The sequence below is a fragment of the Pseudonocardia oceani genome (assembly GCF_019263585.2).
GTDB classification, from domain to species: domain Bacteria; phylum Actinomycetota; class Actinomycetes; order Mycobacteriales; family Pseudonocardiaceae; genus Pseudonocardia; species Pseudonocardia oceani.
Genome location: NZ_JADQDF010000001.1, coordinates 4,359,497 through 4,385,998, shown reverse-complemented (window position 1 = coordinate 4,385,998; position 26,502 = coordinate 4,359,497). Strand labels below are relative to the sequence as shown.

Sequence of the window (26,502 nt, the reverse complement as noted above, 5' to 3'; positions counted from 1 at the left end):
CGGGCTCCGTACGGTCCGCGCCCATGGACGGACGACAGTGGCTGGACGGCTACCAGCACCGCCTCGCGGACCTCACGTCCCGGGCCGACCGGGCGCGGGTCGTGCTCGCGGGCGTCGAGGGCACGGCGGCCAGCGCGGACGGGGCCGTCACGGTCACCGTCGCGCCCGGCGGGGCGCTGCGCCGGCTCGAGCTCGCCGAACGCAGCGCCGAGCTGACGCGGGTGCAGCTCGCGGCGCTCGTCGTCGAGACCGCCGCACGGGCGCAGGCGGAGGTCGACCGGCTGGTGGCGGAGGCCGTCGCACCGCTGCTGGAGGCGTGATGGACGGCTTCGTCTTCACGGGCGTCGACGACCACATCGCGTGGGTCGAGGAGCACGTGGTCACCGCGCTGGAGCGCGCCTCGCAGGCCGGGCGGCCGCTGGACCGCGCCGCCTACGGGGTCATCGGCACGGTCTTCGCCGGTGCCGCGACGCAGGCGGCCGCCGACGCCTCCCGGGCCGTCGGCGAGCTGGCTGCTGCGGGCGCGCGCTTCGCCGAGGGCCTGCGCGCCACCCAGGACGGCTACCGGCGCACCGAGGCGCACAACCGCGGCCTGCTCGGCGGACCGTCGTGACGAACCCGCTGATCGTCGAGCCCGAGAACGAGGACCAGGTGGCGTGGGACAGCGCCGAGGGCGCCGGCCTGTACTCGAGCACCACCGACGTCGGCGCGGCGTGGGCCGCCGCGGACCCGGCCCAGATCATGTTCTCCACCGCCGGGCTCGGCCTCGACGCGCTCGGCACCCTGGCCGACCCATTCGGTGCGCTCGCCACGGCCGGGCTGGGCTGGCTGATCGAGCACGTGGACTTCCTGCACGAGCCGCTCGACGCGCTGGCCGGCGACCCCACGCAGATCGCGGCGCAGGCTCGGACCTGGCACAACGTCGGGACGGAGCTGCACCGCGCGGCCATGGCCTACGCCGACGGCGCCGCCGCGGTCCCGGGATGGGACGGCGCGACGCGCGAGGCGTACGGGGGCGCGGTCGCGGGCTTCACCGACCGCCTGCACCGAGCGGGCGACGACGCCGAGGCGCTCGCCGAGCTGGTCCTGGGCACCGGCGCGATGGTCGGCACCACCCGCGCCCTGATCCGCGACCGGATCGCCGACTTCGTCTGGTGGCTCGCGAAGCAGGTCGTCGTCGCGGCCGTCTCCGCGTTCTTCACCTTCGGCGGCAGCGTCGCGGTCCTCACCGGATGGGCCGTCGGCGAGGCCCTCACGCTCGGCGGGCGCATCGCGCACGAGATCTCCGAGCTCCTCGGGGCCGTCGAGAACGCGGCGGGCGCGGCCGGGCAGATCGCCGCCGCGCTGCGCGTCACCGCCGCGCAGGCGCGGGTCGTCCTGCCGCCTGCGCACCCCAGGGTGCGGGAGGTCGCCGACGACCTCGACGACAGCCCGGCCGCCGAGGTCACCGAGTGGGGCAAGCAGTGGTCGGGCGTGCGGGCGAGCCAGGAGGGCTGGGAGGCCCCCGCCCCGTCCTGAGCCGGTCACCGGGCAGGATGGCGCCATGGCACAGGTGACGGCGACGGCCGAACGCGTGATCGACGCCCCCGCGACCGACATCAGCGCGGCGCTCGCGGACTACGAGAAGGTCCGGCCGCAGATCCTGACCGACCGGTTCACCGAGTACCGGGTCGAGTCGGGCGGGCAGGGGGCGGGCAGCCGGGTGCACTGGAAGCTCGCGGCCACCGAGAAGCGGGTGCGCGATCAGCTCGTCGACGTCGAGGCCCCCGACCACACCACCCTCGTCGAGCGCGACGCCAACTCCAGCATGGTGACGACGTGGCGCGTGCGGTCGGAGGGCACGAACCGCAGCACCGTCACCGTCACCTCGACGTGGAACGGCGCCGGCGGCATCGGCGGGTTCTTCGAGCGGCTGTTCGCCCCGAAGGGCCTGGCCAGGATCTACGACGGCGTGCTGGCCAACCTCGACGGCGCCGTGCGTGGCTGACGGGATCGTCGCCGTCGCGGGCGAGGCGCTCGTCGACCTGGTGCCCGCCCCGGTCGGCGGGTACCTGGAGATCGCGCCCGGCGGGAGCCCGGCGAACGTCGCGGTCGGGCTCGCGCGGCTCGGCGTCCCCGCGCGGATGCTCGCCCGCCTGGCCGGCGACCCGCTCGGCGCCCGCATGCGCGCGCACCTCGCCGACAACGGCGTGCAGCTCGACCACGTCGTGCCGGCCGTCGAGCAGACGTCGATGGCGCTGGTCACCGTCGACGACGAGGGCGTGCCGAGCTACGACTTCCGCATCGCCGGCACCGCCGACTGGCAGTGGACCGACGACGAGCTCGCGGGCGCGCTCGACGGCCCCGTCGTCGCGGTGCACTCCGGCTCGCTCGCCCTGACCACGGCACCCGGCGACCGCCCGCTGCGCGCGATGCTCGCCCGGGCGGCGGCCACCGCGACCGTCAGCTACGACCCGAACTGCCGCCCGCTGCTGATGGGCGACCCCGCCGACGTCCTGCGCGGGGTGCACGCGCTGCTGGGCGTGGCCGACGTCGTCAAGGTCAGCTCGGAGGACCTCGAGTGGCTCGGGCTCTCGCCGGAGGCCGCGCTGGAGGACTGGATCGCGCGGGGGCCGGCGCTCGTCGCGGTCACCCTGGGCGGCGACGGCGTGCTCGCCGGCACCGCGGCGGGGCTGCGCACGCGGCGGCCGGGGGTGGCGGTCACGGTGGTCGACACCGTCGGAGCGGGCGACACGTTCTCGGCCGCGCTGCTCGCCGGGCTGCACGAGCGCGACCTGCTGGGAGCCGACCGGCGCGACGCCCTGCGCGCGCTCGACGCCGAACGGCTCGACGCCCTGCTCGACCTCGCCGCGCGGGCCGCGGCCATCACCTGCTCGCGGCGCGGGGCCGACCCACCCACCGCCGACGAGCTGCGGTCCGCCGCGGGGTCCTGACCCAGGGTGGGACGACGACGCCCCAGATCCATTCGCCGCCGTCCCACCCTCGGGTCTGCTTGCGACCCCGCACGAATCATCGACCGCGCAGGGTGCCCGGCGCCAGTCCAGGCACCGGTTCGGGCGGCCCTCCATCGGGTCGGCGCGTCGCGTTGCGTCAGGATGCGGGGATGTCGATCCCCCCGGAAGCCGCAGCTCACGACCTCGCACCCCATCCCGAGGGCGGCTGGTACCGGCGCACCTGGACCTCGCCGGTCGTCGTCGACACGCCGAGCGGCGCGCGGCCGTCGGCCACGGCGATCCTCTACCTGCTCGACGGCGTCTCGGCCCGGCACCGGGTGGCGTCGGCCGAGGTGTGGCTCTGGCACTCCGGCTCGCCGGTGGAGCTGACGGTGGACGGAGTGCCCGCGGTCCTCGAGGCCGCCCGCCCGCAGCAGGTGGTGGAGGCCGGGGTGTGGCAGTCGGCGCGGCTGCTCGGGCCGGAGCCGGCCCTGGTGAGCTGTGTGGTGAGCCCCGGCTTCGACTTCGCCGACTTCGAGCTGGCCTGAGCACTCCGCCTCGAAAACCCGCGAGTCGGGCTCTGAGTGCGCGCGAGTCGGGGTGTGACTGCGCGCGAGTCGGGGTGTGACTGCGCACGAGTCGGGGTGTGACTGCGCACGAGTCGGGGTGTGACTGCGCACGAGTCGGGGTGTGACTGCGCACGAGTCGGCCGACTCGCCGACGCAGACCGGCAGACTCGCCGGGGGATCGGCATACTCATCGGGCGGGACCGGCACACTCGCGCGGGTTCTTCAGGCGCGGGTGCGGTCGAGCAGTTCCTCCACCGGCCAGGTGTTGAGGACCCGCTCGGTCGGGACGGCGCACGCGACCGCCCGCTCGCACCCGTTGCCCAGCCAGTCGAGCTGGCCGGGGGCGTGGGCGTCGGTGTCGATCGTGAAGTCGCAGCCCGCCTCGACGGCCAGGCGCAGCAGGCGCTTGGGCGGGTCGAGGCGCTCGGGGCGCGAGTTGACCTCCACCGCCACGCCGTACTCCGCGCAGGCGGCGAAGACGCGGTCGGCGTCGAACTCCGACTCCGGCCGCGACCGCTTGCCCGTGACCATCCGCCCGGTGCAGTGCCCGAGGACGTCGACGTGGGGGTTCGCCACGGCCGTCAGCATCCGCTCGGTCATCTCCGCCCGCGGCATCCGCAGCTTGGAGTGGACGCTGGCGACGACGAGGTCGAGCTGGTCGAGCAGGTCGGGGTCCTGGTCGAGCGCGCCGTCGTCGAGAATGTCGACCTCGATCCCGGTGAGGACGCGGAAGTCGGTGAGCTCGGTGTTGAGCTCGGCGATCTGCTCGAGCTGCGCGCGCAGGCGCTCCGGCGACAGCCCGTTGGCGACGGTCAGGCGCGGCGAGTGGTCGGTGACGACGAGGTAGGAGTGCCCGAGCTCGCGCGCGGTCTGCACCATCTCGCGCAGCGGTGAGCCGCCGTCGGAGGCGTCGGTGTGGCTGTGGCAGTCACCGCGCAGGGCCTGCTTCAGCGCCTGCGCGGCCTCGTCGAGCGGCGTGCCCTCGGTGGCCTCGAGGCGGCGCAGGTAGACGGGGACCTCGCCGCTGAGCGACTCCACCACGCACCGCGCCGTCACCTCGCCGACGCCCTTGAGCCGCACCAGCTCACCGGACAGGGCGAGCTGGACCAGCTCGTCCCGGTCGCGGCGGGCCAGCACGGACGCGGCCGTGCGGAAGGCCCGGACGCGGTAGGTGGACTCGTGGGCCCGCTCGAGCAGGAACGCCGCCCGGCGCAGGTCCGCCACGGGGTCGCGGTCGTCGCTCACGGCCGCGATTGTCGCAGGAGCCACGAGCCTCAGCGCCGCGCCGCCTTCCACAGCGCCGGCAGCTCCTGCTCGATCCGCAGCGCCCGCTCCACGTCGCGGCCCAGCAGCACGCCGAAGCTGAAGCCGTTCTCCCCGCTCGCGTGCGCCGCCGCCCCCAGCTCGCGCAGCGCGTCCCGCGCCACGACCGCGTCCTGGTGCTCCCCCAGCGCCGTCTGCAGCCGCTTGAGGCGCTTGTCCTTCGTGCCCGCGACCTCCGTCGCGTACCGCAGCCGCTTTCCCGCCTTGCGCGCCGTGTGCACGGCCGTCTCCTGCTCCGGACCGGGCTCGACGGCCACCTCGACCGCCTTGCGCAGCCGCCGCCGCGCCTTCCTCACGCCGTCGTCGAGTCCCGTGCGCGAGCGCGCCGCCTTCGTCAGCGGGGGCTCGTCGAGCAGGGCGTCGACCGCGCCGCGCAGCGCGGTGTAGCGGGGGCCGTCGAGCTCGGTGAGCACGGCCGCCCTGGCCTCGGCCTCGAGGCGGGCGAAGTGCCGCGTCGTGAACGCCTCGGCTTGCCCCAGCCGCAGCTCGGGCGGCAGGTCGGCGAGCCCGCCCAGGATGCGCTCGCGCAGCACCTCGACGTCGCGGGCGGGGGCCAGCGCGCGGCCCAGCTCCCGCAGCGCCTCGACGACGGGCTCGGTCCGCTCGACGTCGAGCAGCGGCCGGAACGCCTGCAGCGCGCTGCGCATCCGCCGCGACGCCACCCGCAGCTGGTGCACGGCGTCGGGCTCGTCGCGGCGCACCCGCAGGTCCTCGGCGGCGAGCCGTTCGGCCTGCGCCCCGAGGTACTCCATCAGCGCGGCCCCCGACGACCCCTTCTTCCCGGCCCGTCCACGGCGCACGCCCGCGGGCCGCAGCAGCCGGTCGAGCTCGGCCTCGACACCGGGCGCGGCGGGCTCCAGACCGTCGTCGGCGAAGCGCCCGGCCAGCTCGGTGAGCAGCTCGCCGGACGCGCCCTCGTGCGGGTGCAGCGCGGCCTCGGCCCACGAGACGAGCTCCGTCGAGCGGCCCAGCGTGGCCACGGTGACGTGGTCGTGCACGACGTCGGCGACGACCGCGCCGCCGTCCCCGACCAGCCGCGTCACGCTGCGGGTGGTCCGGGCCCTGCCGACGGGGCGCACGACCCGGTCGCGCGCGGCGCCGCGGGTCAGCTCCTCGATCTCGGCGGGCACGGGGGCCGGGTCGGGCGCGTCGGCGGCCAGCGGGACGCGGAGGTGCTCGTCGTGGTCGCCGTCGGGCAGCGCGAGCCGCCACTGCGGCGGGCCGTCGCCCCGGTGGAGCGCCAGCGTGATGCCGGCCGCGGCGAGGCGGCGGTCGTCGGTGTCGTAGCGCTCGACCTCGCGGACCTCCGTCGGCCCCGGCTCGTCGCGGTGCACCCCCGGCAGACCCGCCAGCCTCGGCGCGCCGGCCTCGGCGGCGCCGCGGAAATACTGGACGGTGGTCGGTGCGGTGGTGTCGGGCATTCCTTCAGATGCCCGGTATCAGCGCTCGCGCAAACGCGCCTTGAGGACCTTGCCCATGTCGTTGCGGGGCAGCGCGTCGACGAAGCGCACCTCGCGCGGACGCTTGTGCGGGGCGAGCTGCGCGGCGACGTGGTCGATCAGCTCGCGCGCCTCCGGCGCCTCCCCGGCCGCGACGACGACGGCGACCACCCGCTCCCCCAGGTCGTCGTCGGGCACGCCGAACACCGCCGTCTCGGCGACCCCCGGGTGCTCGAGCAGCGCGTTCTCGATCTCCCCCGCACCGATCTTGTAGCCGCCGGACTTGATGAGATCGGTGGCCTGGCGACCGACGAGCGCGAGCGCGCCCGACCCCGTCCAGCGGCCGATGTCGCCGGTGGCGAACCAGCCGTCGGCGTCGAGCGCGCCGTCGCGGCCCAGGTAGCCGTCGAACAGGCCGGGCCCGCGCGCGTGCACGGCGCCGAGGTCGGGATCGCCCTCGACCGGGTCCAGGCGTACCTCGGTGCCCGCCACCGGGCGTCCGACGGTGCCGGGCTCGGGCTCCTCGTCGGCGCGGGCGGCGGTGAGGATGAGCGACTCGGTCAGCCCGTAGCGCTCCCGGACGGCGAGCCCTGTGGCAGCGCGCAGGCGGGTGTGGTCGACGGTCGTGAGCGCGGCCGAGCCCGAGACCAGCAGCCGCGCGCGCCCGATCCGCTCCGCCGCCTGCGGGTCGGACTCCAGCTCGTCGGCGAGGCGGTGGTACTGCGTCGGCACGCCGAACACCATCGTCGCGCCCCCGTCGACGGCGGCGGCGAGCCCGGCCGCGTCGAGCGCGGGGAGGTGGTGCAGCGCCCCGCCGCGGCGCAGCGGCCCGAGCACGCCGAGCACGAGCCCGTGGACGTGGAACAGCGGCAGGGCGTGGGCGAGGATGTCGTCGCCGGTCCAGGCCCAGGCCTCGGCGAGGGCGTCGAGGTTGGCCGCGACGGCACCGCGCGACAGCACCGCGCCCTTGGGCGGCCCGGTCGTCCCCGAGGTGTAGACGACGAGCGCGGGCGCGGCCGGGCCGGGGTCGCGCGGGGGCACGCCGCCGCCGCTGCTGCCGAGCTCGACGTCGATCCGCGGGAGCGCGCCGAGCGCGTCCGGCAGGGCCGCTCCGGGCGCGGCCAGCACCGCCCCGGGCGCGGAGTCGGACAGGACGTGCGCGAGCTCGCGCTGCCCCAGCTTCGGGTTCAGCGGCACCGCCGGGATCCCGGCGAGGACGGCCGAGGCGACCGCGACGGCCGTGTGGATCCCCGGCACCGCGTGCACCGCGACCCGGCGCGCGCCGCTGCCGCGGACCCGCTCGCCGAGCGCCCCGGCGACGGCGGCCAGCTCGGAGTGGGTGAGCGCGTCGTCGCCCGCGCGCAGGGCGGGCCGGTCGGACGGGTCGAGGAGCGTGGGCAGCAGGGTCACGTCCACTCCTCGCTGGCGCTCGTCGCGGCCGCGACAGGGCGTGCTGTGTCCAACGGTGACCTCGCAGGCTCGCTCACATGATCACCTTGCCCGGGTTGAGGATCCCGGCCGGATCCAGGGCCGCCTTGACGGCGCGGTGCATCGCGACGACGGCCGGCCCGAGCTCGCGCAGGGCGCCGTCGCGCTTGAGCAGGCCGACGCCGTGCTCGCCGCTGACGGTGCCGCCGAGGGTGAGCGCGGCGTCGACGATGTCGTCGAAGGCGGCCTGCGCGCGCCGCCGCGCCGCGTCGTCGCCGTGCGGGGTGAGCAGCAGCGGGTGCAGGTTGCCGTCGCCGGCGTGGGCGACGGTCGCGATCTGCGTGTCGTGCTCGGCGCCGATCTCCTCGATGCGCGCGAGCATCTCCGCGATCCGCCCGCGCGGCAGGCAGACGTCCTCGGTGAGCATCGCCATCCCGCGCTGCTCGAGCGCCGGGTAGGCGAGGCGGCGGGCGTCGAACAGGGCCTCGGCCTCGACCGGGTCGGTCGAGAGCATCGCGTCGCTCGCCCCCGCGGCCAGGAACTCGGCGTGGATCGCCTCCGCCTCGTGCTCCGCGGCGGGCTCGGGCAGGTCGGTCTGGGCGAGCAGCAGGGCCGCGGCCCCCTCCGGCAGCCCGGCGCGCTTCCAGTCGTTCACCGCCTGCATGCACACCCGGTCGACCAGCTCGAAGATCGCCGGCTGCAGCCCCGCCGCCGTGACGCGGGAGACGGCGTCGCCCGCGGCGGCGAGCGTGTCGAAGAAGCCGACGACGGTGCGTGGCGTGGTCGTGCGCGCCGGGCGCAGCTTCACCGTGACCTCGGTGACGACGCCGAGCGTGCCCTCCGAGCCGACCATCAGCCCGGCCAGGTCGTAGCCGACGACGCCCTTCGCGGTGCGCCGCCCGAGCCGCACGACCTCGCCGCTCGCGAGGACGACCTCCAGCGCGAGCACGTAGTCGCGCGTGACGCCGTACTTGACGCAGCACAGCCCGCCCGCGTTGGTCGCGACGTTGCCGCCGATCGTCGACCAGGGGGCGCTCGCCGGGTCCGGCGGGTACCAGAGGCCCTCCTTCGCCGCGGCGGCGCGCAGGTCGTCGTTGACGACGCCGGGCTGCACGACGGCGAGGCGTTCGGCGGGGTCGATCTCGACGATGTCGCGCATCCGCTCCGTCGATACGACCACGCAGCCGTCGACGGCGTTGGCCCCGCCCGACAGCCCCGTGCCCGCCCCGCGCGCGACGACGGGCACGCCGTGCGCGGCGCACGCCCGCACCACGGCCGCCACCTCCGCGGTCGTGCCCGGGCGGACCACCGCGACCGCGGCGCCGTGCGGCGCCCACTCGGCCTCGTCGTGCAGGTAGGGAGCGACGGTGTCGGGGTCGGTGAGCAGGTGCTGCGCCGGCAGAGCGGCGCGCAGGTCGTCGAGCACCGTCATGGGTCCGACGCTAGCTCCCGGCGTTGCGGGCGGCCAGCGCGCGTCCCAGGTCGGTACCCGAGCGCCAGGCGGTCTCCACGCGCGCCTTCCCCCAGCCGTCGCCGGCGAACGCGATGCCGTCGTCGCGCAGGAGGTGGGTCTCCTCGCGGTCCTGCCCGGGGCTCGCGAACCGCCAGCGGTGGGCGTGGGTCCACTCCGGCTCGGCCGTGACGCCGAGCAGGCGGGCCAGCGCGTCGAGGACGAGCGGGACGGCGCCGTCGGGGTCGGCGTCGTGCTCGCGCGCGACGTCGGCGGTGGTGTGGGCGACGAGGACGGGCGCGCCGTCGCCGCGGCGGTCGCCGTCGTCGGCGACGAGGGTGAGGACCGGGTGGTCGTTGACGAAGGCCGCGGGCAGCGGCTCCCAGCGCCGCCGCGACCAGCCCGCCGCGACGGAGATCACCGGCGACCACTCCGGCGCGGACGGTGCCGTGCCCAGCAACCGCGCGGACTGGGGGTCGGGCATGGCGAGGACGACGGCGTCGCACGGGTCGCCGTCGACGACCGGCCCCGGCCCGACGCGGGCGACCTCGTGCTCGAGGCGCACGTCCAGGCCCGCCGCGAGGTCGGCGACGAGGCTGCGCAGCCCGCCCGGCGCGGCGTAGCGGACGGGACCCGGCGCGCTCCCCCGCCGCCCGCCGCCGAGCACGGCGAGCTCGGAGGTCCACTCCCGGGCGAGCCCGGCGTGCTGCCAGGCGGTGACGACCTCGCTGAACTCGGGGTCGCGGGCGGTGAAGTAGGCCGCGCCGACGTCGACCGGGCGGCCCGCCAGGCGCTTGCTGGCCAACCGCCCGCCGACCACCCGGGAGCGCTCCAGCACCCGCACCGGCACCCCGGCCTCGGTGAGCGCCCGCGCGCACGCGATCCCGGCGATCCCGGCCCCCACGACGATCACCGACATGGCGCCACCGTAGGTCAGGTCCGGGCGGGGCGCCGTTCGCCTCCGGTCACGTCCGGCACACCCCCCGCGAGTCGGGGTGGCGTTGCGAGCGTGTTGGGCTCTCATTGCGCGAGTCGGGGCCTGGCGGGAGCCGCGTGATCACCGGAACCGCGCCGCTACGGCCCTCCGAGCGACCGCCGCGTCACACTCCCGACGATCACGGTCGTCGCCCCGGCCCGCGCCCCTCTGCATGAGCCGCGCGCGGACACCCCAACACACTCGCCACCAGATCCCGCCTCGCGGGGGGGGTCACGGCTGGAGACCGCGGACGCGGGCGAGCCGCGCCTCCCACCACTCCACCCGCTCCCCCGCTGCCGCCACACCGTCCCGCAGCTCGGGCTCGGGCGGGCGGCGCGGGACCGCGAGCTCCCCGCCCACGGGCGCCAGCGGGGCGGTCACGTCGGCGGTGAACAGCGCGCCGGTGCCCAAGCCGCAGGCGAAGTCCAGGTCGGGCAGCGCCCCGGCCAGGGCGATCTCCGCCGACAGCCCGACGCCGGACTCCAGCGCCGAGCTCACCACGCACGGCAGCCCGCACGCCTGCGCCACCTCCAGCGCCCGACGCACCCCGCCCAGCGGCGCGCACTTGAGCACCGCCACGTCCGCCGCACCCGCGACGGCGACGCGCAGCGGGTCCTCGGCGCGGCGGATCGACTCGTCCGCGGCGATCCGCACGTCGACCCGGCGGCGCACCGCGGCCAGCTCCTCCAGCGTCACGCACGGCTGCTCGACGTACTGCAGCCCGCCGGCCGCGCGGTCGAGCGCCCGGATCGCGGTGACGGCCTCGTCGACCGCCCACCGCGCGTTCGCGTCGACCCGCACGTGCCCGCCCGGCCCCAGCGCGTCGCGGACGGCCTCGACGCGCGCGAGGTCGTCGGCCAGCGAGCCGGGCGCGTCGGCCACCTTGACCTTCGCCGTGCCGCACCCCGACGCCACCACCAGCGCGTGCGCGACGGCGGGAGCGACCGCGGGCACGATCGCGTTGACCGGCACCGACGCCCGCACCGGCTCCGGCCACCCGTCGAACGCGGCCTCGTGCGCCGCGTCGTACCAGGAGCGCGCCTCGGCGTCGCCGTACTCGGGGAAGGGGCAGAAGTCCCCCCAGCCGGCGGGGCCCTCGAGGAGCAGGCCCTCCCGGACGGTGATCCCGCGGAAGCGGGTGGTCATGGGGAGGGCGTAGACGAACACCCCGTCAGGAAACCAGCTCGTGGTCGGCCGGGTGCACCTTCCGGACGCGGCGCCGGTAGTCGAACGTGTAGCCGGGCCAGACGGTCCGGTTGTTGCCGGCGGCATCGAGGTACCAGGACCTGCAGCCGCCGGAGTTCCACACCGACCCCTGCAGCCGCCGCTGGACCTCGGCGTTGAACGCGTCCTGCCGGTCGCGGCGCGTGTCGATCGCCGTGGCGCCGTGGGTGTCGAGCAGCGCCAGTGCGTCGAGGATGAACCGGGTCTGCGACTCGATCATGAAGACCATCGAGCTGTGCCCCAGGCCGGTGTTCGGGCCGATCATGAGGAACAGGTTGGGGAAGCCTGCGACGGTCGTGCCGAGGTGGGCCTGCGGGCCGTCGGCCCACTCGTCGGCGAGCTTGACGCCGTCGCGCCCGGTGACCGCGACGTCGCGCAGGCTCTCCCCGACCCGGAACCCCGTGCCGAAGATGATCGAGTCGACCTCGTGCTCGACCCCGTCGGCGGTGACGACGCCGGTCGGCGTGACGCGCGTGATGCCGTCGGTCACGACGTGGACGTTGGGCTGCTTGAGCGCCGAGTAGTAGTCGTTGGACATGAGGATCCGCTTGCAGCCGATGGTGAAGTCGGGCGTCAGCGTCGCCTTGAGGTCGGGGCGGTCGGCGAACGTGCGGTCGAGGTAGAGGCGGGCGAAGGCCTCGATCACCTTCATGCGGGCCGGCTTGAGGAACCCGCCGACGAGCATCTCGTTGCGCGCGTAGACGAGCGAGCGCTGGATCTTCTGCGCGAGCGGGACGCGCTTGTAGAGCGCCCGGACGGGCGCGGGGATGGGCCGGTCGGGCTTGGGCAGCACCCACGGCGCGGTGCGCTGGAACAGGGTCAGCGACGCGACCTCGCGCTGGATGTGCGGCACGAACTGGATCGCGCTCGCCCCCGTCCCGATGACGGCGACGCGCCGGCCGCGCAGGTCGTGGCCGTGGTCCCAGCGCGAGGAGTGGAAGACGGTGCCGCGGAACTCCTCGACGCCCTCGATCTCGGGCGTCGACGGCAGGTGCAGCGGTCCGGTGCCCCAGACGACGGCCCGCGCGTGCACGACGGAGCCGTCGGCGGTGGTGACGGCCCAGCGCGCGCCGTCCCACTCCATCGCGGTGACCTCGCGGCCGAAGCGGAGCTTCCCGCGCAGGTCGAAGCGGTCGACGATCGACTCCAGGTACGCGCGGATCTCCGGCTGCCGGGCGAACGTGCGCGTCCAGTCGGGGTTGGGAGCGAAGGAGAACGAGTAGAGGTGGCTCTGCACGTCGCAGGCGCAGCCGGGGTAGGTGTTGTCGCGCCAGGTGCCGCCGACGCTGCTCCCCTTCTCCAGGATGACGACGTCGGTCCGCCCCGCCTGCGCCAGCGTGACGGCCGCGCCGAGCCCGGCGAAGCCGCTGCCGACGATGGCCACGTCCACGGTCTGATCGGTCATCTCGTCCTCCCCGTAGGTGTTACCGGCGGTAAGTTACCACGGGTAACCTTCCTGGGATAGGGTCCGCCGGTGACCACAGCACGGGCTCCCCGACGCCGGGTCGGGCGGGCGGAGCGCGAGCAGCAGATCCTCGACGCCGCCGTGGCCGTGTTCGGCGAGCGGGGGTTCCAGAACGCGTCGATGGACGCGGTCGCGGAGCGCGTGGGCGTCACCAAGCCCGTCGTCTACACGCACTTCGGCTCGAAGGACGGGCTGCTGCTGGCCTGCATCTCCCGCGCGCGGGCGGAGCTGCTGGAGGTCACGTCCGGCGCGGCGGCCTCGGCGAGCACGCCCGAGGAGATGCTGCGCCGCGGCACCCTCGCGTTCTTCGACCACCTCGACCGCCACGAGGCGGAGTGGTCGCTGCTCTACTGCGAGTCGACCGTCGCCGGCGAGGCGCTGGAGGGCATCCGCGCGCAGCAGACCGACTTCATCGCCGCCCTGCTCTCCGCGCAGGCCCCGGGCGCCGACCCGCAGCGGCTCGCCGGGTGGGCGCAGGTGATCGTCGGGGCGTGCGAGCGGCTGGCCGTGTGGCGCGGCAGCGCCCGCACCGTGACCCCGGACCAGGCCACCGAGTACCTCATGGACCTGGTCTGGACGGGCCTTGCGGCAGAATCGGGCGGGTGACGACCACCGCCCCCCGCCTCCTGCAGGTCCGCCGCAGCACGCGCATCACCCCGCGGATGATCCGCGTGACGCTCACCGGCGACGAGCTCGCGGGCTTCGGCGGCGACGGTCCCGACCGGCGGATCAAGATGTTCTTCCCGGTCCCCGGCCAGGAGCGGCCGGCCGTGCCGCGGGCCGCGTCGGGCGGGCCGGTGTGGCCGGCCGGCGAGGCCCGCCCCGCGATCCGCACCTACACCGTCCGGCGCTTCGACGCCGGCGCCAACGAGCTCGACGTCGACTTCGTGCTGCACGAGGGCCACGGCCCCGCCGCCGCGTGGGCGCGCGAGGCCCAGCCGGGCGCGTGGGTAGCGGTGTCGGAGCCGGGCGGGCGGTACGTCCCGGATCCGGCGGCCGACTTCCACGTCGTCATCGGCGACGAGACCGCGCTGCCCGCCGTCGCGACCGTCCTCGACGCCCTGCCCGGCGGCGTGCCCGCGCTCGTGTTCCTCGAGGTGGCCGACGCGTCGGAGGAGCAGGGGCTCGGTGACGGCGTCACGTGGGTGCACCGCGGCGACCGCGACGCCGGTGTCCCGCTGGCCGAGGCCGTGCGCGCCGCGGAGTTCCCGGCCGGGCGCGGGCAGGCGTGGCTGTCGGGCGAGAGCGCGTGCGTCAAGGACCTGCGCAAGCACCTGCTCGACGACCGCGGACTCGACCGCCGCGCCGTCTACGCGACCGGGTACTGGCGAGCGCGCTGACCCCTCGTGAGTGGCAACCGTGGCCCTGGCCACGGTTGCCACTCACGGGTCAGTAGCCCAGCAGCTTCGCGATGATCTCGTTCATGATCTCCGTCGTGCCGCCGCCGATGCTGAGCAGCCGGGCGTCGCGGCTGTGCCGCTCCACCTCGTGCTCGCGCATGTACCCCAGCCCGCCCAGGAGCTGCACGCACTCGTAGACGGCGTGCTCGCACGCGGCGACGGCGGTGTTCTTCGCCATCGCCGTCTCCATGAGCATCGACTCGCCGGCGAGCCAGCGGGTCGTCACGGTCTGCGTGTAGACCCGCGCGACGTCGATCTGCCGGGCCGTCTCGGCCATCCGGTGCCGCACGACCTGCCTCGACGACAGCGGCCGCCCGAACGTCTCGCGCTCGCGGATCCAGGTGCTCGTGAGGTCGACGCAGCGCTGCGCGGTGGCGTAGGCCTGCACGGCCAGCGAGAGCCGCTCGCTCTGGAACTGCTGCGCGATCTGCAGGAACCCGCTGCCCTCCGCGCCGACGAGGTGCCCGGCCGGCACCCGCACCCCGGCGTAGGACAGCTCCGCGGTGTCCGAGCAGAGCCAGCCGGTCTTGTCGAGCTTCTTCGACACCGTGAACCCTGGCGTCCCCTTCTCCACCACCAGCAGCGAGACCCCCGCGTGCCCGGGACCGCCCGTCCGGACCGCGGTCGTCACGAAGTCGGCGCGGACCCCGGAGGTGATGTAGAGCTTCGCCCCGTCGACGACGTACTCGCCGCCCTCGCGCCGCGCCCGCGTCCGGATGCCGGCGACGTCGGACCCGCCCCCGGGCTCGGTGATGCCCAGTGCGCCGATCGTCCCGCCGGCCAGGGTGGGGCGCACGAACCGGTCGACCAGGTCGGCATCACCCGCCGCGATGATGTGCGGCAGCGCGATCCCGTGCGTCAGCAGCGCGGCGACGAGCCCGCCCGAGCCGCCGGACAGGATGATCTGCTCGGCGACGAGGAACCCGTCGATCGCGTCACCGCCGCCCCCGCCGACCTCCTCGGGGTACGCGACGCCGAGCAGCCCGGCCTCCGCCGCCTTCCGGTGCAGCGCGCGTGGGACCTCCCCGTCGCGCTCCCAGTCGGACAGGTGCGGCACGATCTCGCGGGTCGTGAAGTCGGCGACGAGCGCGCGCAGCGCCTGGCGCTCGTCGGTGCGCCACGGATCGGTCGTCACAGCTCCACCACCACGAACTCGTCCTTCGTCGTCGCCCGGACCGTCCGCCCGACGTTCTCGCCGTGCTCCAGCGACAGCGCCCGAGCGCTCGCCGCGTCACCCGGTGCCGTCGCCGCGCTGTACCGCTCCCCCGACGCCGTGCGCGCCACGAGCCACGCCTGCGCCGGAGCACCGTCGCGGCCGTGCTCGACCGTCGCGGTCTCGACCACCACCACCTCGCCGTCGACGCTCCCGGCCACCGGAGGCCCGGGCTGCGCGGTGTCGCGCGGCTCCGGGTCGCCCGCGTAGTCCTGCGCCGTCGTGCTGACGACGAGCGCGTGCTGGTGGGTGAGGTAGCCGCCGTTGCCGTGCACGAGCGCGGTGCCGCGGCGGGCGCGCAGGTGCCCGGTGACGGCGACGAGCGCGTGCAGCGTGTAGCTCGACAGCGGCCCGCCGAACGCCGAGTGCCCGCCCGTCACGCCCACCGGCGGGGCGGTGCCCAGGTGCGCGCCGACGAGCTTGGGCACGACCGGGAAGCAGCTGTAGACGTCGACGAGGTCGGGGGCGTCGACGCCCGCGAGCGCGCGGTCGAGCACGTCCGACAGCGCGGCCGAGGCGTCGAAGCGGGGGCGGGCGAGCACGTCGACGGCGTCGTGGGCGCCCGCACCGCCGCGGACGTAGACCATCCGGTCCTCCGGCACGCCCGCCTCGCGCGCGGCCGCCGCGGACATCACCAGGACCGCGGCGGCCTGGTCGACGTGCGGCATCGCGTTGACGGCCAGCGGGTACGGCTCGCACACCATCCGGTTGCCCGGGCCGACGGTGCCGATCTCCTCGGCGGTGCGCGGCTCGGGGTTCCACGCCGCCGGATTCGCCGCCGCGACCTGCGAGAACGCCGCGTACAGCTCGGCCGACGCGCGCGCGGCCTGCTCGGGGGTCTCGCCCCGGGCGGCGCGCAGGGCGTTCTCGAACAGCGGGTACACGCGCGTCGGCAGGATCAGGCCGGTGCGCGCCATCGCCTCGCTGCGCAGCCCGCTCGCCTCGAACGACGGCGGCCCGCCGGGGGCGGCGCTCCAGCCGTGGTCGGCGGGGCCGATCCCCGCCCTCCACAGCGCCTGCACCGACGCCTGGGCCTCGCCGCCGACGATCATCGCGGCGCGCGACTCCCCCGCCGCGATCCGCGCGGCCGCGACCTCCAGGAGCTCGGCGGGGCGCTGCCCACCGACGGTGGTGTCGACGACGTGCCGCGGCGCCGCCCCGACCTCCCGGGCGACGCGCGCCGCCAGCTCGTCGTAGGCCCAGCTGGCGACGTGGACGGAGTAGACGGAGTCGAGCGCGGTGAGGTCGACGCCGCCGTCGGCCGCCGCCGCGCGCACGGCGTCGAGGATCAGGGGCAGTGGCTCCCGCGCACCCTCGACCGTGCGCTCCCGGTTGCTCCGCAGCTGCCCGACCCCGACCAGCACCGGCCGTCGTTCGTCCGCACTCACTGTTCGTCCACCGTCACGGGCCGGACGCTAATACAGACAGGTAGTGTCCGTAAACGTGACCCGTGGCCGGCCCCGCGATCCCGACCTCGAGCGGCGCGTGCACGACGCCGTGCTCGAGGTGTACTGGGAGACGGGCTGGGCCGGGTTCACCCTCGACGCGGTGGCCCGGCGCGCGCGGGTCGGGCGGGCCGCGCTCTACAGCCGCTGGTCGGGCAAGGCCGCGCTGCTGGTGGAGGCGCTGGAGGTGCGCAGCCCGCTGCCGGTGCCGGTCGACACGGGGTCGGCGCGGGGCGACCTCGTCGAGCTCGCCCGCCAGCTCCTCGACGGCTACACCGGCGCCGCCGGGCTGGTCACGCTGCGCGCCGCGATGGAGGCGCGCGTGCACCCCGACCTGCTCGCCGGCCTCACCGAGACCCTCAACTCCAGCCGCCTGCTCGCGGCCCGCGAGATCGTGCGGCGGGGGGTGGGGCGGGGCGAGCTGCCCGAGGGCACCCCGACCACCCTCCTCCTGGAGCTGGTGACGGGAGCGGTGCTGAGCCACGTGCTGTTCGCGCCGTCGGGTCCGCGGGACCCGGCGTACGCGGACGTGGTGGTGGACGCGGCGCTGCGGGCGGTGGCGCAGTAGCGCGCCGTCCCCCGCACCGCCACCCGGCCGCACCGGCCTCGACCCCACCTCTCCCCAGCTCGCACACAGGTCGGGGGGCCGGCACACAGGTCCGGCCCTGTGTGCGAACCCCGCGGCCTGTGTGCGAGCCCCCTCGCGCGGCCGCCGGACCGCGCGCTCAGCCCGCCGCCGCCACCGCGGCCTCCGGCTGTGTCGGGGCCGCCGGCCGCGGCCTCGGCTCCACCGGCTCCGCCTCCCCCACGTGCTCGTCGAGCCAGGCCAGCACCGGGGCGGCCGCGCGCCAGGTGTCGCGAACGCGCTTCAGCGGGGCGTCGGTCGTCAGCCAGTCGCCGACCGGCCAGGACCGGGCCACCTGCAGGCCGTCGAGGCGCAGCAGGCGCAGGTGCGGGGCGTCGGAGCGGACGCCCCGGGGCAGACCGGTGAGGGCGGGTGAGGTGAGCTCCCAGCCGTCGAGCAGGCCGGCGAGCTCGTCGCCCACGGCCGCGCGGTAGCGCCTGCGCTGCCCCGGGTCGAAGCGCCAGGGCCCGGCCGAGACGGTGAACGCCGTGGCCGAGAGCAGCAGCGCGCGGCCCGCGGCGCCGACGATGCCGGCGTCGGTGCGGTAGGGCGGCAGGTCCGGGCGGAAGCGGCGGTTGCGCTGCGCCCGCAGCACGCGGATCGGCCCGAACTCCCCGGTGAGCGCCGCGGCCAGCGCGCGCATCGGGGCGTCGAGCGCCTCGGCGTGGCGGTGGCGGTGCGCGGCGAAGAACTCGGGTGTGTTGTCGTCGGCGATGTCGGACAGGAACGCGGTCGCGTCGGTGGGGAACACGGGGCCTCCTCGGCTCGGATGCCGCACCAGACGGATCCGGGACGCCTGCGGTTCCACAGGAGGCGCACAAGTTCCGCACAGCGATCGGACAGGGGCGCGCGCGAGGGTCACTAGCATGTCGACGATGAACGAGGCCGCGCCGCTGCGCCGCGCCGACGGCAGCGCGATCCGCGTGCTGGTCGTCGACGACGAGTCGACGCTGGCCGACCTGCTGTCCCTCGCCCTGCGCTACGAGGGCTGGGAGGTGCGCACCGCCGCCGACGGCTCGTCGGCCGTGCGGGCGGCGCGGGAGTTCCGGCCCGACGCCGTCGTCCTCGACGTCATGCTCCCCGACCTCGACGGCCTCGAGGTCCTGCGCCGGATGCGGTCCGACACCCCCGACGTGCCGGTCCTGTTCCTCACCGCGCGCGACGCCGTCGAGGACCGCGTCGCCGGCCTCACCGCGGGCGGCGACGACTACGTCACCAAGCCGTTCAGCCTCGAGGAGCTCGTCGCGCGGCTGCGCGGGCTGCTGCGCCGCTCCGGCATGGCCGCGGCGCGCCAGGGCTCGGAGCTCGTCGTCGGCGACCTGGTGCTCGACGAGGACAGCCACGAGGTGCGCCGCGGCGACGACCTCGTCGAGCTGACGGCCACCGAGTTCGAGCTGCTGCGCTACTTGATGCGCAACCCCAAGCGGGTGCTCAGCAAGCCCCAGATCCTCGACCGCGTGTGGCACTACGACTTCGGCGGGCAGTCCAACGTCGTCGAGCTCTACGTCTCGTACCTGCGCAAGAAGATCGACACCGGGCGCCCGCCGATGATCCACACCGTGCGCGGCGCGGGGTACGTGCTGAAACCGGGCGTGTGAGGGGCACGCTGCGGGCGCGGCTCGTCGCGACGGTGCTGCTGCTGCTGGCCGTCGCGGGCGCGCTGATCGGGGTCGTCACGACGCTGTCGCTCGACCGCTTCCTCATCGCGCGCCTGGACGACGACCTGCGCGCCGCGAGCGGCATCACCCGCGGCCTCCCGCCGGACGACGCCCCCGCCGACGCCCCCTCGGGCGCGGTCCCCGAGGACGGGGCGCCGTTCAGGCCGGGGCTGCAGTTCGGCGTGCTCGTCGCCGTCGTCGCCGACGGGAACGTGAGCAGCGCCGCCGTCCTCGACCGGCGCGGCGACGACCAGCCCGTGCCCGCCGAGGCCAGGCAGGCGCTGCTCGACGTCCCGGTGGGGGCGCCCCCGCGCAGCGCCGACCTCGGCCCGCTCGGCAGCTACCGGCTGGTCGCGGCGGAGCGGACGGAGAGCGACGGCAGCACCGTCACCGTCGTGACCGGGCAGTCCGAGCGGCCGGTGCAGGAGACGCTGTCGACGCTGGTGCTGGTCGAGGTGGTGGCGGTCGCGGTGGCGCTGCTCGGCGCGGGGGTGGCCGGGGCGGTGGCGGTGCGGCGCGAGCTGCGGCCGCTGGAGGAGGTGGCCGCGACGGCCTCCCGGGTGAGCGCGCTGCCGCTGGCCAGCGGGGAGGTCGAGCTCGCCGAGCGGGTGCCGGTGGTCGACCCGCGCAGCGAGGTGGGGCAGGTCGGCACCGCGCTGAACCGGATGCTCGACCACGTCGGCGCGGCCCTGTCGGAGCGGCACGCGAGCGAGCTGCGGCTGCGGCAGTTCGTCGCCGACGCCAGCCACGAGCTGCGGACGCCGCTGGCCGCGATCCGCGGGTACGCCGAGCTGTCGCAGCGCAGCGACGGCGACACCGCGTACTCGCTGCAGCGGATCTCGTCGTCGGCGGAGCGGATGAGCACGCTGGTCGAGGACCTGCTGCTGCTCGCCCGCCTCGACGCCGGCCGCCCGCTGGAGCGCACCGGCGTCGACCTCACCCACCTCGTGCTCGACGCCGTCGACGACGCCCACGTCGCCGGCCCGGAGCACCGCTGGCGCCTCGACCTGCCCGACGAGCCGGTGACCGTCACCGGCGACCCGTCCCGCCTCGCCCAGGTGCTCGCCAACCTGCTCGCCAACGCCCGCACCCACACCCCGCCCGGCACGCTCGTGTCGGTGGGGCTGGCGCGGCGCGAGGACGGGGCGGTGCTGACGGTCACCGACGACGGCCCCGGCATCGCCCCCGACCTCGCGCCGCGGGTGTTCGAGCGGTTCGCGCGGGGGTCGAGCTCCCGGTCGCGGGAGAGCGGGAGCACGGGGTTGGGCCTGGCGATCGTCGACGCGGTGGTCGTGGCGCACGGGGGGACGGTCGAGGTGGAGAGCCGGCCGGGCCGCACGGTGTTCGAGGTGACCCTCCCCGCCTGACCTCCCACGCAGCGAGCTCGCTGCGGAGGCCGGCGAGTGTGCCGCGGGCGCACGGCGAGTTCGCGTCCAGTGCCCGGCGAGTCTCGCCCCGGCCGCACGTTCGACCTCCCGCACACCCGGCCCCCACAGCCCCCGCCCCCGCCCCCACCCCCGTGACAGTGGAGTGGCTTCACTGTCACCCAGTGGCAGTAGAGCCACTCCACTGTCACGAGAGGGCGGGGCCGGCCCCGGTCGCGGGAACTCCGAGATCGCGACGTGGGTCGCCGCCACCTTCCCGCGACGACCGTGGGCGGCTCGACCGTGTACGACCTCGCCGGATGACGTCGGGGGCTGCATCCGCCGCCGCCCGCTGACAGGATCTCGACCATGGTCGTGGGACGGGTGTGGACGGGTGTGCGCGCGGCGGCGGACGAGGCGGTCGGCTCCGCCGTGGCCCTGCGCGAGCTGGGCCGGGCGGGGCTGATCGGCCCCGTCCGCCCCGACCGCCTGGCCCGCATGGCGACGGCCGCGGTCCGCTACCGCCTCACCGTCACCGCCGGTTACGAGGCCGGCGCCGCCCGCCACCCCGACCGGGCCGCGATCGTCGACGACGACGGCCGCCTCACCTTCGGCGAGCTCCACGAGCGCACCGACCGCATCGCGCAGGCGCTGGCCGCCGACGGCGTCGTCCCCGGCACGCGGGTCGGCGTGCTGTGCCGCAACCACCGCGGCCCGGTCGAGGCCCAGATCGCCACGGGCAAGCTCGGCGCCGACGTCGTGCTGTTCAACACGGGGATGTCGGCCGGTCAGCGGGCGTCGGTCGTCGACGAGCTCGGCGTGCACACCCTGCTCGCCGACGAGGAGTTCACCGACCTCCCCGACACCTGCCGGGTGGTCCGCGACCTCTCCGGCCTGATCGCCCGCGGCGGCCCCGACCCCCTGCCGTTCCGCCCGCCCGCCGGCCACACGATCGTCCTCACCTCCGGCACCACCGGCCCGCCCAAGGGCGCGCGCCGCCCGCCGCCGCACAACCTCGCGCCGATCGCCGCGGTGCTCGGCTCGATCCCGCTGCGCGCGGGCGAGCCGGTGCACATCGCCGCGCCGTTGCTGCACACCTGGGGCCACGCGGCGCTGCAGCTCGCGATGCTGCTCGGCTCGCCGGTGGTGCTGGCGCGCACGTACGAGCCGGAGCGGTTCCTGCAGATCGCAGGCGGTTGCGACGCCGTGTTCGCCGTGCCGGTGATGCTGCAGCGGCTGCTGGAGCAGGACCTGGACGGGCCGATGGCGCGGGTCGTCGCCGTCAGCGGGTCGGCGCTGCCCGCGGGCCTGGCCACCGCGTTCCTCGACCGCTACGGCGACCGCCTCTACAACCTCTACGGCTCCACCGAGGTCTCGTGGGTCAGCATCGCCGGGCCCGAGGACCTGCGCGCGGCCCCCGGCACGGCGGGGCGCGCGCCGCTGGGCACCCGGCTGGCGGTCCTCGACGAGCACGGCGAAGAGGTGCCGACCGGTGTCGAGGGGCGGGTGTTCGTCGGCAACGACATGCCGTTCGAGGGCTACACCCGCGAGGGCGCCGACGTGGAGCGCCACGGCGACCTCATGGGCACCGGCGACGTCGGCCGCGTCGACGAGCACGGCCGCCTGCACCTCACCGGCCGCGCCGACGACATGATCGTCAGCGGCGGGGAGAACGTGCACCCCGGGCCGGTGGAGGACCTGATCGTCGCGCGGGCGGAGGTGCGGGAGGCGGCCGTCACCGGCGTCGACGACGACGAGTACGGGCAGCGCCTCGCCGCCTACGTCGTGCTCGAGCCGGGCGCGACGGCCGACGCCGACACCGTCCGCGGGTGGGTGCGGGCCGAGCTGAGCCGGTTCGCCGTCCCCCGGGACGTGGTGTTCCTGGACGAGCTGCCACGCAACGCGACCGGGAAGGTCGTCCACCGGGAGCTGGCCGGGTGACGAGGCTCACCCAAGCGTGTTAGGACAGCCTTACGCTACTCTCCCCCGATGACGCCGGCTGCGAACCCGGCGGCCCCCGGCCGCTGCGCGGTGCTGGCCCGCGCGGTCGACGAGCCGGTGGCCGGCACGGCACCCCAGGCCGCCCGCTGGGTGGCGCTCGAGCACCGCGGCGCCTGGCCCCGCGACATCAACGCCCACCCCGACCCGTCGGTCTCCGGGTTCGCAGCGCGCGCGTCGGCGGCGGGGTGGCGGCCGCTGCTGATCCGCCGTCCCGGCCGCCGCGAGCCCGCCGGTCCGACGCGCGTCGTCCTCGCCGACACCGCGCCCGGCACGACCCGCGCCACGCAGCTCACCGTCGCCGGTCCCCGCGAGCTCGGCGCCGTGCCGCTGCCGTCGACGGGCCCGCTCCCCGGCGAGACGCTGCACGACCCGCTGCTGCTGGTCTGCACGCACGGCCGGCGCGACCGCTGCTGCGCCGTCAACGGGCGCCGGCTCGCCCTCGCCGTCACCGCCGTCGGCGAGCCGGACGTGTGGGAGTGCAGCCACCTCGGCGGGCACCGCTTCGCCCCCACCGCCCTCGTGCTCCCCACCGGCTACCTCTACGGCCGCCTCGACCCGGGCACCGCGATCTCCGCGCGCAAGGCCGCGGCGCTGGGCGAGGTGGAGGTCGGGCTGAGCCGGGGCCGGTCGACGTGGTCGGCGGCCGGGCAGGTCGCCGAGCTCGCCGTCCGCGACGCCACCGGCCTGCGCGATGCCGACGCCCTCACGCTCGACCCCCTCGCCCGCCCCGGCACCGTCGTCGTCCACGGACCGTCGGGGCGGCGGTGGGCCGTCGAGGTCGCCGAGCGACCCGGCACGGAGCCCCGCCCGGCCTCGTGCGGCATCGCGGCGCTGCCGTTCGTCGCGCTGCACGCGGCCGCCGTCACCCCCCTGTCCTGAGCAGGCCCCGGGTCGAGCGCCGGGTACCGATCATCGGCAGACTCGACCCATGACCGTCGACCCGCCGCTGCGACCTCCGGCGCACCAGGTGAACCCGCGGGCCGTGCGCTGGTGGCAGCTGCGGACCCTGCCGTGGCTCGTGGTGCTGGCCGCCCCGCAGGTCGTCCTCCTGCTGACGACGGGCGCCGCGGCATGGGGCGTCACGCTCGCGGTCACCGCGGTCCTCGTGCTCGCCTACCTGCTCGTCGTGCCGCGGATCCTGTTCCGCATCCACCGCTGGGAGATCACCGACGAGGCCGTCTACACGCTGTCGGGGTGGCTCGTGCGGGAGTGGCGGATCGCGCCGATCTCGCGGGTGCAGACGGTCGACACGCAGCACGGGCCGCTGCAGCAGCTGCTCAAGCTCGCCACGGTCACCGTGACGACGGCCTCGGCCCGCGGCGCGGTGAAGATCGCCGGCCTGGACGCCCGCGACGCCGCCGAGCTCGCCCGCACCCTCACCGAGACGACGCAGGCGACGCCCGGTGATGCGACGTGACGGACACCGACCACGCGACCGGGGTCGTCACCACCCCGTGGCGCCGGCTCGACGTACGGATGCTCGTCGTCGGCCCCCTGGGCAGCCTCGGACGGCTGCTGCCGCTCGTCGTGATCCTGCTGGTCACGGGCGGCACCGGCGACCCCGTCCGCGTGTGGATCGCGCTTGTGGCCGCCGGGCTCGTGGTGCTGGCCGGGGTCGTGCGCTGGCGCACCACCCGCTACCGGATCACGCCCGAGCGCGTGGAGCTGCACACCGGCTGGCTGCGCCGCCAGCGCCGCTCGGTGCCGCGCGACCGGATCCGCACCGTCGACCTCACCGCCCGGCTGCTGCACCGCGTCTTCGGGCTGTCGGTGGTGCAGGTCGCGGCGGCGTCGGGTTCGCCGCTGGAGGCCGCCGGGCTGAGCCTCGACGCCGTCAGCAAGGACGAGGCCGACCTCCTGCGCCGCGAGCTGCTCGACCGCTCCGGCCCCGTCGCCCCGCAGGAGTCGGCGCCGCCGGGCGAGCTGCTCGCCCGGCTCGACTGGTCGTGGCTGCGCTTCGCCCCGCTGACGTTCTCCTCGATCGCGGGCATCGGCGCGATCGGCGCCACCCTGTTCAACCTGGTCGACGACCTGGGTGTCGACCCGCGCGACATCGGCGCGGTCGACGACGCCGCCGACCGCTTCGCGAGCGCCCCGATCTGGGCGGGCGTGCTCGTCGTGGTGGCGGTACTGCTGGCGCTGGCCGTGGTCGGCGCACTGCTGCTCTACGCCGAGCGCTGGTACGACTACCGGCTCACCCGCGAGCCCGACGGCACGCTGCGCGTGAAGCGGGGGCTGCTGACGCGGCGGTCGCTGTCGGTGGCCGAGCAGCGGCTGCGGGGCGCGGAGGTCGTCGAGCCGATCCTGCTGCGGGCCGGGCGCGGGGCGCAGTGCCGGGCGCTGTCGACGGGGCTGTCCGGCGACGCGCAGGGCGGTGCGCTGATGCCGCCCGCACCGCGCGCCGAGGCGCACCGGGTGGCGGCCGCCGCCCTGCGCGAGCACCCCGCGGAGATCACCGGGGCGCTCCTGCGCCGCCATCCCCCGGCCGCCCGCACCCGCCGGCTCACCCGCACGCTGGTGCCGGCCGCGGCGGTGTGCGCGGGCCTGTTCGCGTTCGGCCCCGGCTGGGCCGGGCCGCTGTCGCTGCTGCTGCTCCCCGCGGCCGTGGTGCTGGGCCTGGACCGCTACCGCCAGCTCGGCCACGAGCTCACCGCCCGCCACCTCGTCACGCGTCAGGGGTCGCTGGTCCGCGGCACCGTCGCGCTGCAGCGCGAGGGCGTGATCGGCTGGACGGTGCGCCAGAGCCTGTTCCAGCGCCGCGCCGGTGTCGTCACCGTGGAGGCCGTGACGGCCGCGGGCCAGGGCGGCTACACCGTGCTCGATGTGGCCGCGGCCGACGGCGTCGCCCTCGCCGACGCCGCCGTGCCCCGGCTCCTCACCCCGTTCCTGCTCCCCCGCCCGGAGGACGCACGATGGCCCGCATCCTGATCATCGGCAGCGGTCCGGCCGCGCTCGGCATCGGCACCGAGCTGCTGCGCCGCGGCCACGACGTGCGCGTGCTCGACCACGCCGACCGCTACGCCGACGCCCACGGCGCCGGCCTCGGGTTCGCCGCCTACGCGCACGCCGCGCAGCTGACGGGCACGGTGCCCGCCAACCGGTTCCTGGCCGCGCGGGTCGCGCTGGCGATGGACCCGAGGGCCGGTCTCGACGTCCGCGCCGAGCTCGTGCGCCGCCGCCCCGACGTCGTGCTCGTCGACGCCGACCGCCTCACCGCCCTGCGCGAGGCGGAGCGCTCCGGCCTGCCGACCGCCGTGCTGATGCCGACGCTGCACCGCTACCTCGCCGGGCGCTGGGCCCGCGGCCCGGTCGGGTTCGCCACACGACTGCGCCGGCTGCGGCCCGCGACGCTGTGGGCGCGCGCCGCGCGGGTGCTGGTGGCCACCGACCCCGACCTCGACGGCCCGCTGCCCGACGGGGCGGTGCACACCGGCGCGGTCGTCGGGCGGCTGCGGCCCCCGGCCCGCGAGCCCGACCCGCTGGTCGCCGTCGCGCTCGGCGCGCGCGCCTACCCGGGCAAGCAGGAGCTGCTGCAGCGCGTGCTCGACGGCCTCGGCGCGTGGGGCGGGCAGGCGGTCGTCGGCATCGGCGACGGGGGCGACGGGGAGTCGCTGCGGTCCCCCGACACCGTCACCCTGTACCGCCGCCTCGACCACGCCGACGTCCTCGCCCGCGCCCACCTGCTGGTCGGTCACGGCGGGCACGACACCACGCTGCGCGCGCTGGCCAACGACCTGCCGGTGCTCGTCCTGCCCGGGCACCCCGACCTCGTGCACCCGATGGTCGGGGCGGCCGTGGAAGGGGCCGGGGCCGGCCGGGCGCTGCCGCCGGACAGCGCGCCCGACGCGATCGCGGCGGCCATCAGCGCGCTGCTCGGCGACGGCCCGCACCGGTCGGCGGCGGCCGCTGTCGGGGCGCGGGTCCGCTCGCGCGACGGGGCGGGCGCGGCGGCCGACGAGGTCGAGGCGCTGCTGCCGGGCTGACCCGGC

The 26,502-nt window shown here is 76.4% G+C and carries 26 protein-coding genes; 16 read left to right on the top strand and 10 right to left on the bottom strand.

The features are described 5' to 3' along the window. Positions 1–23: 23 nt before the first annotated feature. The 6 genes from I4I82_RS22020 to I4I82_RS21995 all read left to right on the top strand — a co-directional run bounded on the left by I4I82_RS22020 (position 24) and on the right by I4I82_RS21995 (position 3,481). Positions 24–320 (top strand): YbaB/EbfC family nucleoid-associated protein, encoded by a 297-nt coding sequence (locus tag I4I82_RS22020; RefSeq protein ID WP_218595980.1) that lies wholly within the window; start codon positions 24–26, stop codon positions 318–320. Then, on the top strand, positions 320–613 hold the full coding sequence (locus I4I82_RS22015) for a hypothetical protein (RefSeq protein ID WP_218594894.1): 294 nt from the start codon (positions 320–322) through the stop codon (positions 611–613). Before I4I82_RS22020 ends, I4I82_RS22015 begins: the two co-directional genes overlap by 1 nt. After that, positions 610–1,518 (top strand): hypothetical protein, encoded by a 909-nt coding sequence (locus I4I82_RS22010; RefSeq protein ID WP_218594893.1) that lies wholly within the window; start codon positions 610–612, stop codon positions 1,516–1,518. Before I4I82_RS22015 ends, I4I82_RS22010 begins: the two co-directional genes overlap by 4 nt. 25 nt (positions 1,519–1,543) lie before the next feature. Beyond that, the gene (locus tag I4I82_RS22005; RefSeq protein WP_172153823.1) at positions 1,544–1,987 is read left to right on the top strand and encodes an SRPBCC family protein; all 444 of its coding nucleotides are present in this window, start codon (positions 1,544–1,546) and stop codon (positions 1,985–1,987) included. Further along, on the top strand, positions 1,980–2,933 hold the full coding sequence (locus I4I82_RS22000; protein ID WP_226370185.1) for a carbohydrate kinase family protein: 954 nt from the start codon (positions 1,980–1,982) through the stop codon (positions 2,931–2,933). Before I4I82_RS22005 ends, I4I82_RS22000 begins: the two co-directional genes overlap by 8 nt. Positions 2,934–3,103: 170 nt before the next feature. Then, positions 3,104–3,481, top strand: coding sequence for a cupin domain-containing protein (locus tag I4I82_RS21995; protein WP_218593672.1), 378 nt, complete (start codon positions 3,104–3,106; stop codon positions 3,479–3,481). Positions 3,482–3,724: 243 nt separating this feature from the next. Here the strand turns inward: I4I82_RS21995 and I4I82_RS21990 are convergent, their stop codons facing one another. The 7 genes from I4I82_RS21990 to I4I82_RS21960 all read right to left on the bottom strand — a co-directional run bounded on the left by I4I82_RS21990 (position 3,725) and on the right by I4I82_RS21960 (position 12,747). Then, a complete protein-coding gene (locus tag I4I82_RS21990) occupies positions 3,725–4,747 on the bottom strand; it encodes a PHP domain-containing protein (protein ID WP_218595979.1) in 1,023 nt (340 codons plus the stop codon). A 29-nt stretch (positions 4,748–4,776) separates the two neighbouring features. Beyond that, positions 4,777–6,246 (bottom strand): CYTH and CHAD domain-containing protein, encoded by a 1,470-nt coding sequence (locus tag I4I82_RS21985; RefSeq protein ID WP_218593670.1) that lies wholly within the window; start codon positions 6,244–6,246, stop codon positions 4,777–4,779. Positions 6,247–6,264: 18 nt separating this feature from the next. Then, on the bottom strand, positions 6,265–7,674 hold the full coding sequence (locus I4I82_RS21980) for an AMP-binding protein (protein WP_372451432.1): 1,410 nt from the start codon (positions 7,672–7,674) through the stop codon (positions 6,265–6,267). Positions 7,675–7,747: 73 nt separating this feature from the next. Then, positions 7,748–9,124, bottom strand: coding sequence for an FAD-binding oxidoreductase (locus I4I82_RS21975; RefSeq protein ID WP_218595978.1), 1,377 nt, complete (start codon positions 9,122–9,124; stop codon positions 7,748–7,750). 10 nt (positions 9,125–9,134) lie between these two features. Next, entirely contained in the window at positions 9,135–10,061 is a 927-nt protein-coding gene (locus tag I4I82_RS21970) for an NAD(P)/FAD-dependent oxidoreductase (RefSeq protein WP_218593318.1), read from the bottom strand. Between the two features lie 288 nt (positions 10,062–10,349). Then, complete coding sequence (locus tag I4I82_RS21965) at positions 10,350–11,285, bottom strand: o-succinylbenzoate synthase (RefSeq protein ID WP_218593319.1); 936 nt, start codon at positions 11,283–11,285, stop codon at positions 10,350–10,352. Between the two features lie 4 nt (positions 11,286–11,289). Further along, positions 11,290–12,747 (bottom strand): flavin-containing monooxygenase, encoded by a 1,458-nt coding sequence (locus I4I82_RS21960; RefSeq protein ID WP_218593320.1) that lies wholly within the window; start codon positions 12,745–12,747, stop codon positions 11,290–11,292. 69 nt (positions 12,748–12,816) lie between these two features. Between I4I82_RS21960 and I4I82_RS21955 the strand changes: the two genes are divergently transcribed. Continuing rightward, positions 12,817–13,413, top strand: coding sequence for a TetR/AcrR family transcriptional regulator (locus I4I82_RS21955; protein WP_218593321.1), 597 nt, complete (start codon positions 12,817–12,819; stop codon positions 13,411–13,413). Next, on the top strand, positions 13,410–14,147 hold the full coding sequence (locus I4I82_RS21950) for a siderophore-interacting protein (RefSeq protein WP_218593322.1): 738 nt from the start codon (positions 13,410–13,412) through the stop codon (positions 14,145–14,147). Before I4I82_RS21955 ends, I4I82_RS21950 begins: the two co-directional genes overlap by 4 nt. 49 nt (positions 14,148–14,196) lie before the next feature. Here the strand turns inward: I4I82_RS21950 and I4I82_RS21945 are convergent, their stop codons facing one another. Further along, complete coding sequence (locus I4I82_RS21945; RefSeq protein WP_218593323.1) at positions 14,197–15,342, bottom strand: acyl-CoA dehydrogenase family protein; 1,146 nt, start codon at positions 15,340–15,342, stop codon at positions 14,197–14,199. After that, positions 15,339–16,808 (bottom strand): TLP1 C-terminal extension domain-containing protein, encoded by a 1,470-nt coding sequence (locus I4I82_RS21940; protein WP_218593324.1) that lies wholly within the window; start codon positions 16,806–16,808, stop codon positions 15,339–15,341. The genes I4I82_RS21945 and I4I82_RS21940 overlap by 4 nt, the downstream gene beginning before the upstream one ends. Positions 16,809–16,863: 55 nt before the next feature. On the opposite strand from I4I82_RS21940, the gene I4I82_RS21935 reads away from it, so the two are divergent. After that, a complete protein-coding gene (locus I4I82_RS21935; protein WP_218595977.1) occupies positions 16,864–17,433 on the top strand; it encodes a TetR-like C-terminal domain-containing protein in 570 nt (189 codons plus the stop codon). Between the two features lie 157 nt (positions 17,434–17,590). On the opposite strand, the gene I4I82_RS21930 is transcribed toward I4I82_RS21935, so the two are convergent. Next, a complete protein-coding gene (locus I4I82_RS21930) occupies positions 17,591–18,241 on the bottom strand; it encodes a DUF2461 family protein (RefSeq protein WP_218594674.1) in 651 nt (216 codons plus the stop codon). A 115-nt stretch (positions 18,242–18,356) separates the two neighbouring features. On the opposite strand from I4I82_RS21930, the gene I4I82_RS21925 reads away from it, so the two are divergent. From I4I82_RS21925 to I4I82_RS21895, 7 genes are all read left to right on the top strand, one after another. After that, the gene (locus I4I82_RS21925; RefSeq protein WP_218594673.1) at positions 18,357–19,088 is read left to right on the top strand and encodes a response regulator transcription factor; all 732 of its coding nucleotides are present in this window, start codon (positions 18,357–18,359) and stop codon (positions 19,086–19,088) included. Beyond that, positions 19,085–20,515 (top strand): sensor histidine kinase, encoded by a 1,431-nt coding sequence (locus I4I82_RS21920; protein WP_218594672.1) that lies wholly within the window; start codon positions 19,085–19,087, stop codon positions 20,513–20,515. The genes I4I82_RS21925 and I4I82_RS21920 overlap by 4 nt, the downstream gene beginning before the upstream one ends. Before the next feature lie 366 nt (positions 20,516–20,881). Next, positions 20,882–22,453, top strand: a complete 1,572-nt coding sequence (locus tag I4I82_RS21915; RefSeq protein WP_218595976.1) for an AMP-binding protein — start codon at positions 20,882–20,884, stop codon at positions 22,451–22,453. 48 nt (positions 22,454–22,501) lie between these two features. Then, positions 22,502–23,392, top strand: a complete 891-nt coding sequence (locus tag I4I82_RS21910; protein WP_218594224.1) for a ferredoxin family protein — start codon at positions 22,502–22,504, stop codon at positions 23,390–23,392. Positions 23,393–23,441: 49 nt separating this feature from the next. Then, positions 23,442–23,930, top strand: coding sequence for a PH domain-containing protein (locus tag I4I82_RS21905; RefSeq protein WP_218594223.1), 489 nt, complete (start codon positions 23,442–23,444; stop codon positions 23,928–23,930). Beyond that, positions 23,927–25,441, top strand: a complete 1,515-nt coding sequence (locus tag I4I82_RS21900) for a PH domain-containing protein (RefSeq protein WP_218594222.1) — start codon at positions 23,927–23,929, stop codon at positions 25,439–25,441. The genes I4I82_RS21905 and I4I82_RS21900 overlap by 4 nt, the downstream gene beginning before the upstream one ends. Beyond that, a complete protein-coding gene (locus I4I82_RS21895) occupies positions 25,426–26,496 on the top strand; it encodes a glycosyltransferase (RefSeq protein WP_218595975.1) in 1,071 nt (356 codons plus the stop codon). Before I4I82_RS21900 ends, I4I82_RS21895 begins: the two co-directional genes overlap by 16 nt. Positions 26,497–26,502 lie beyond the last annotated feature (6 nt).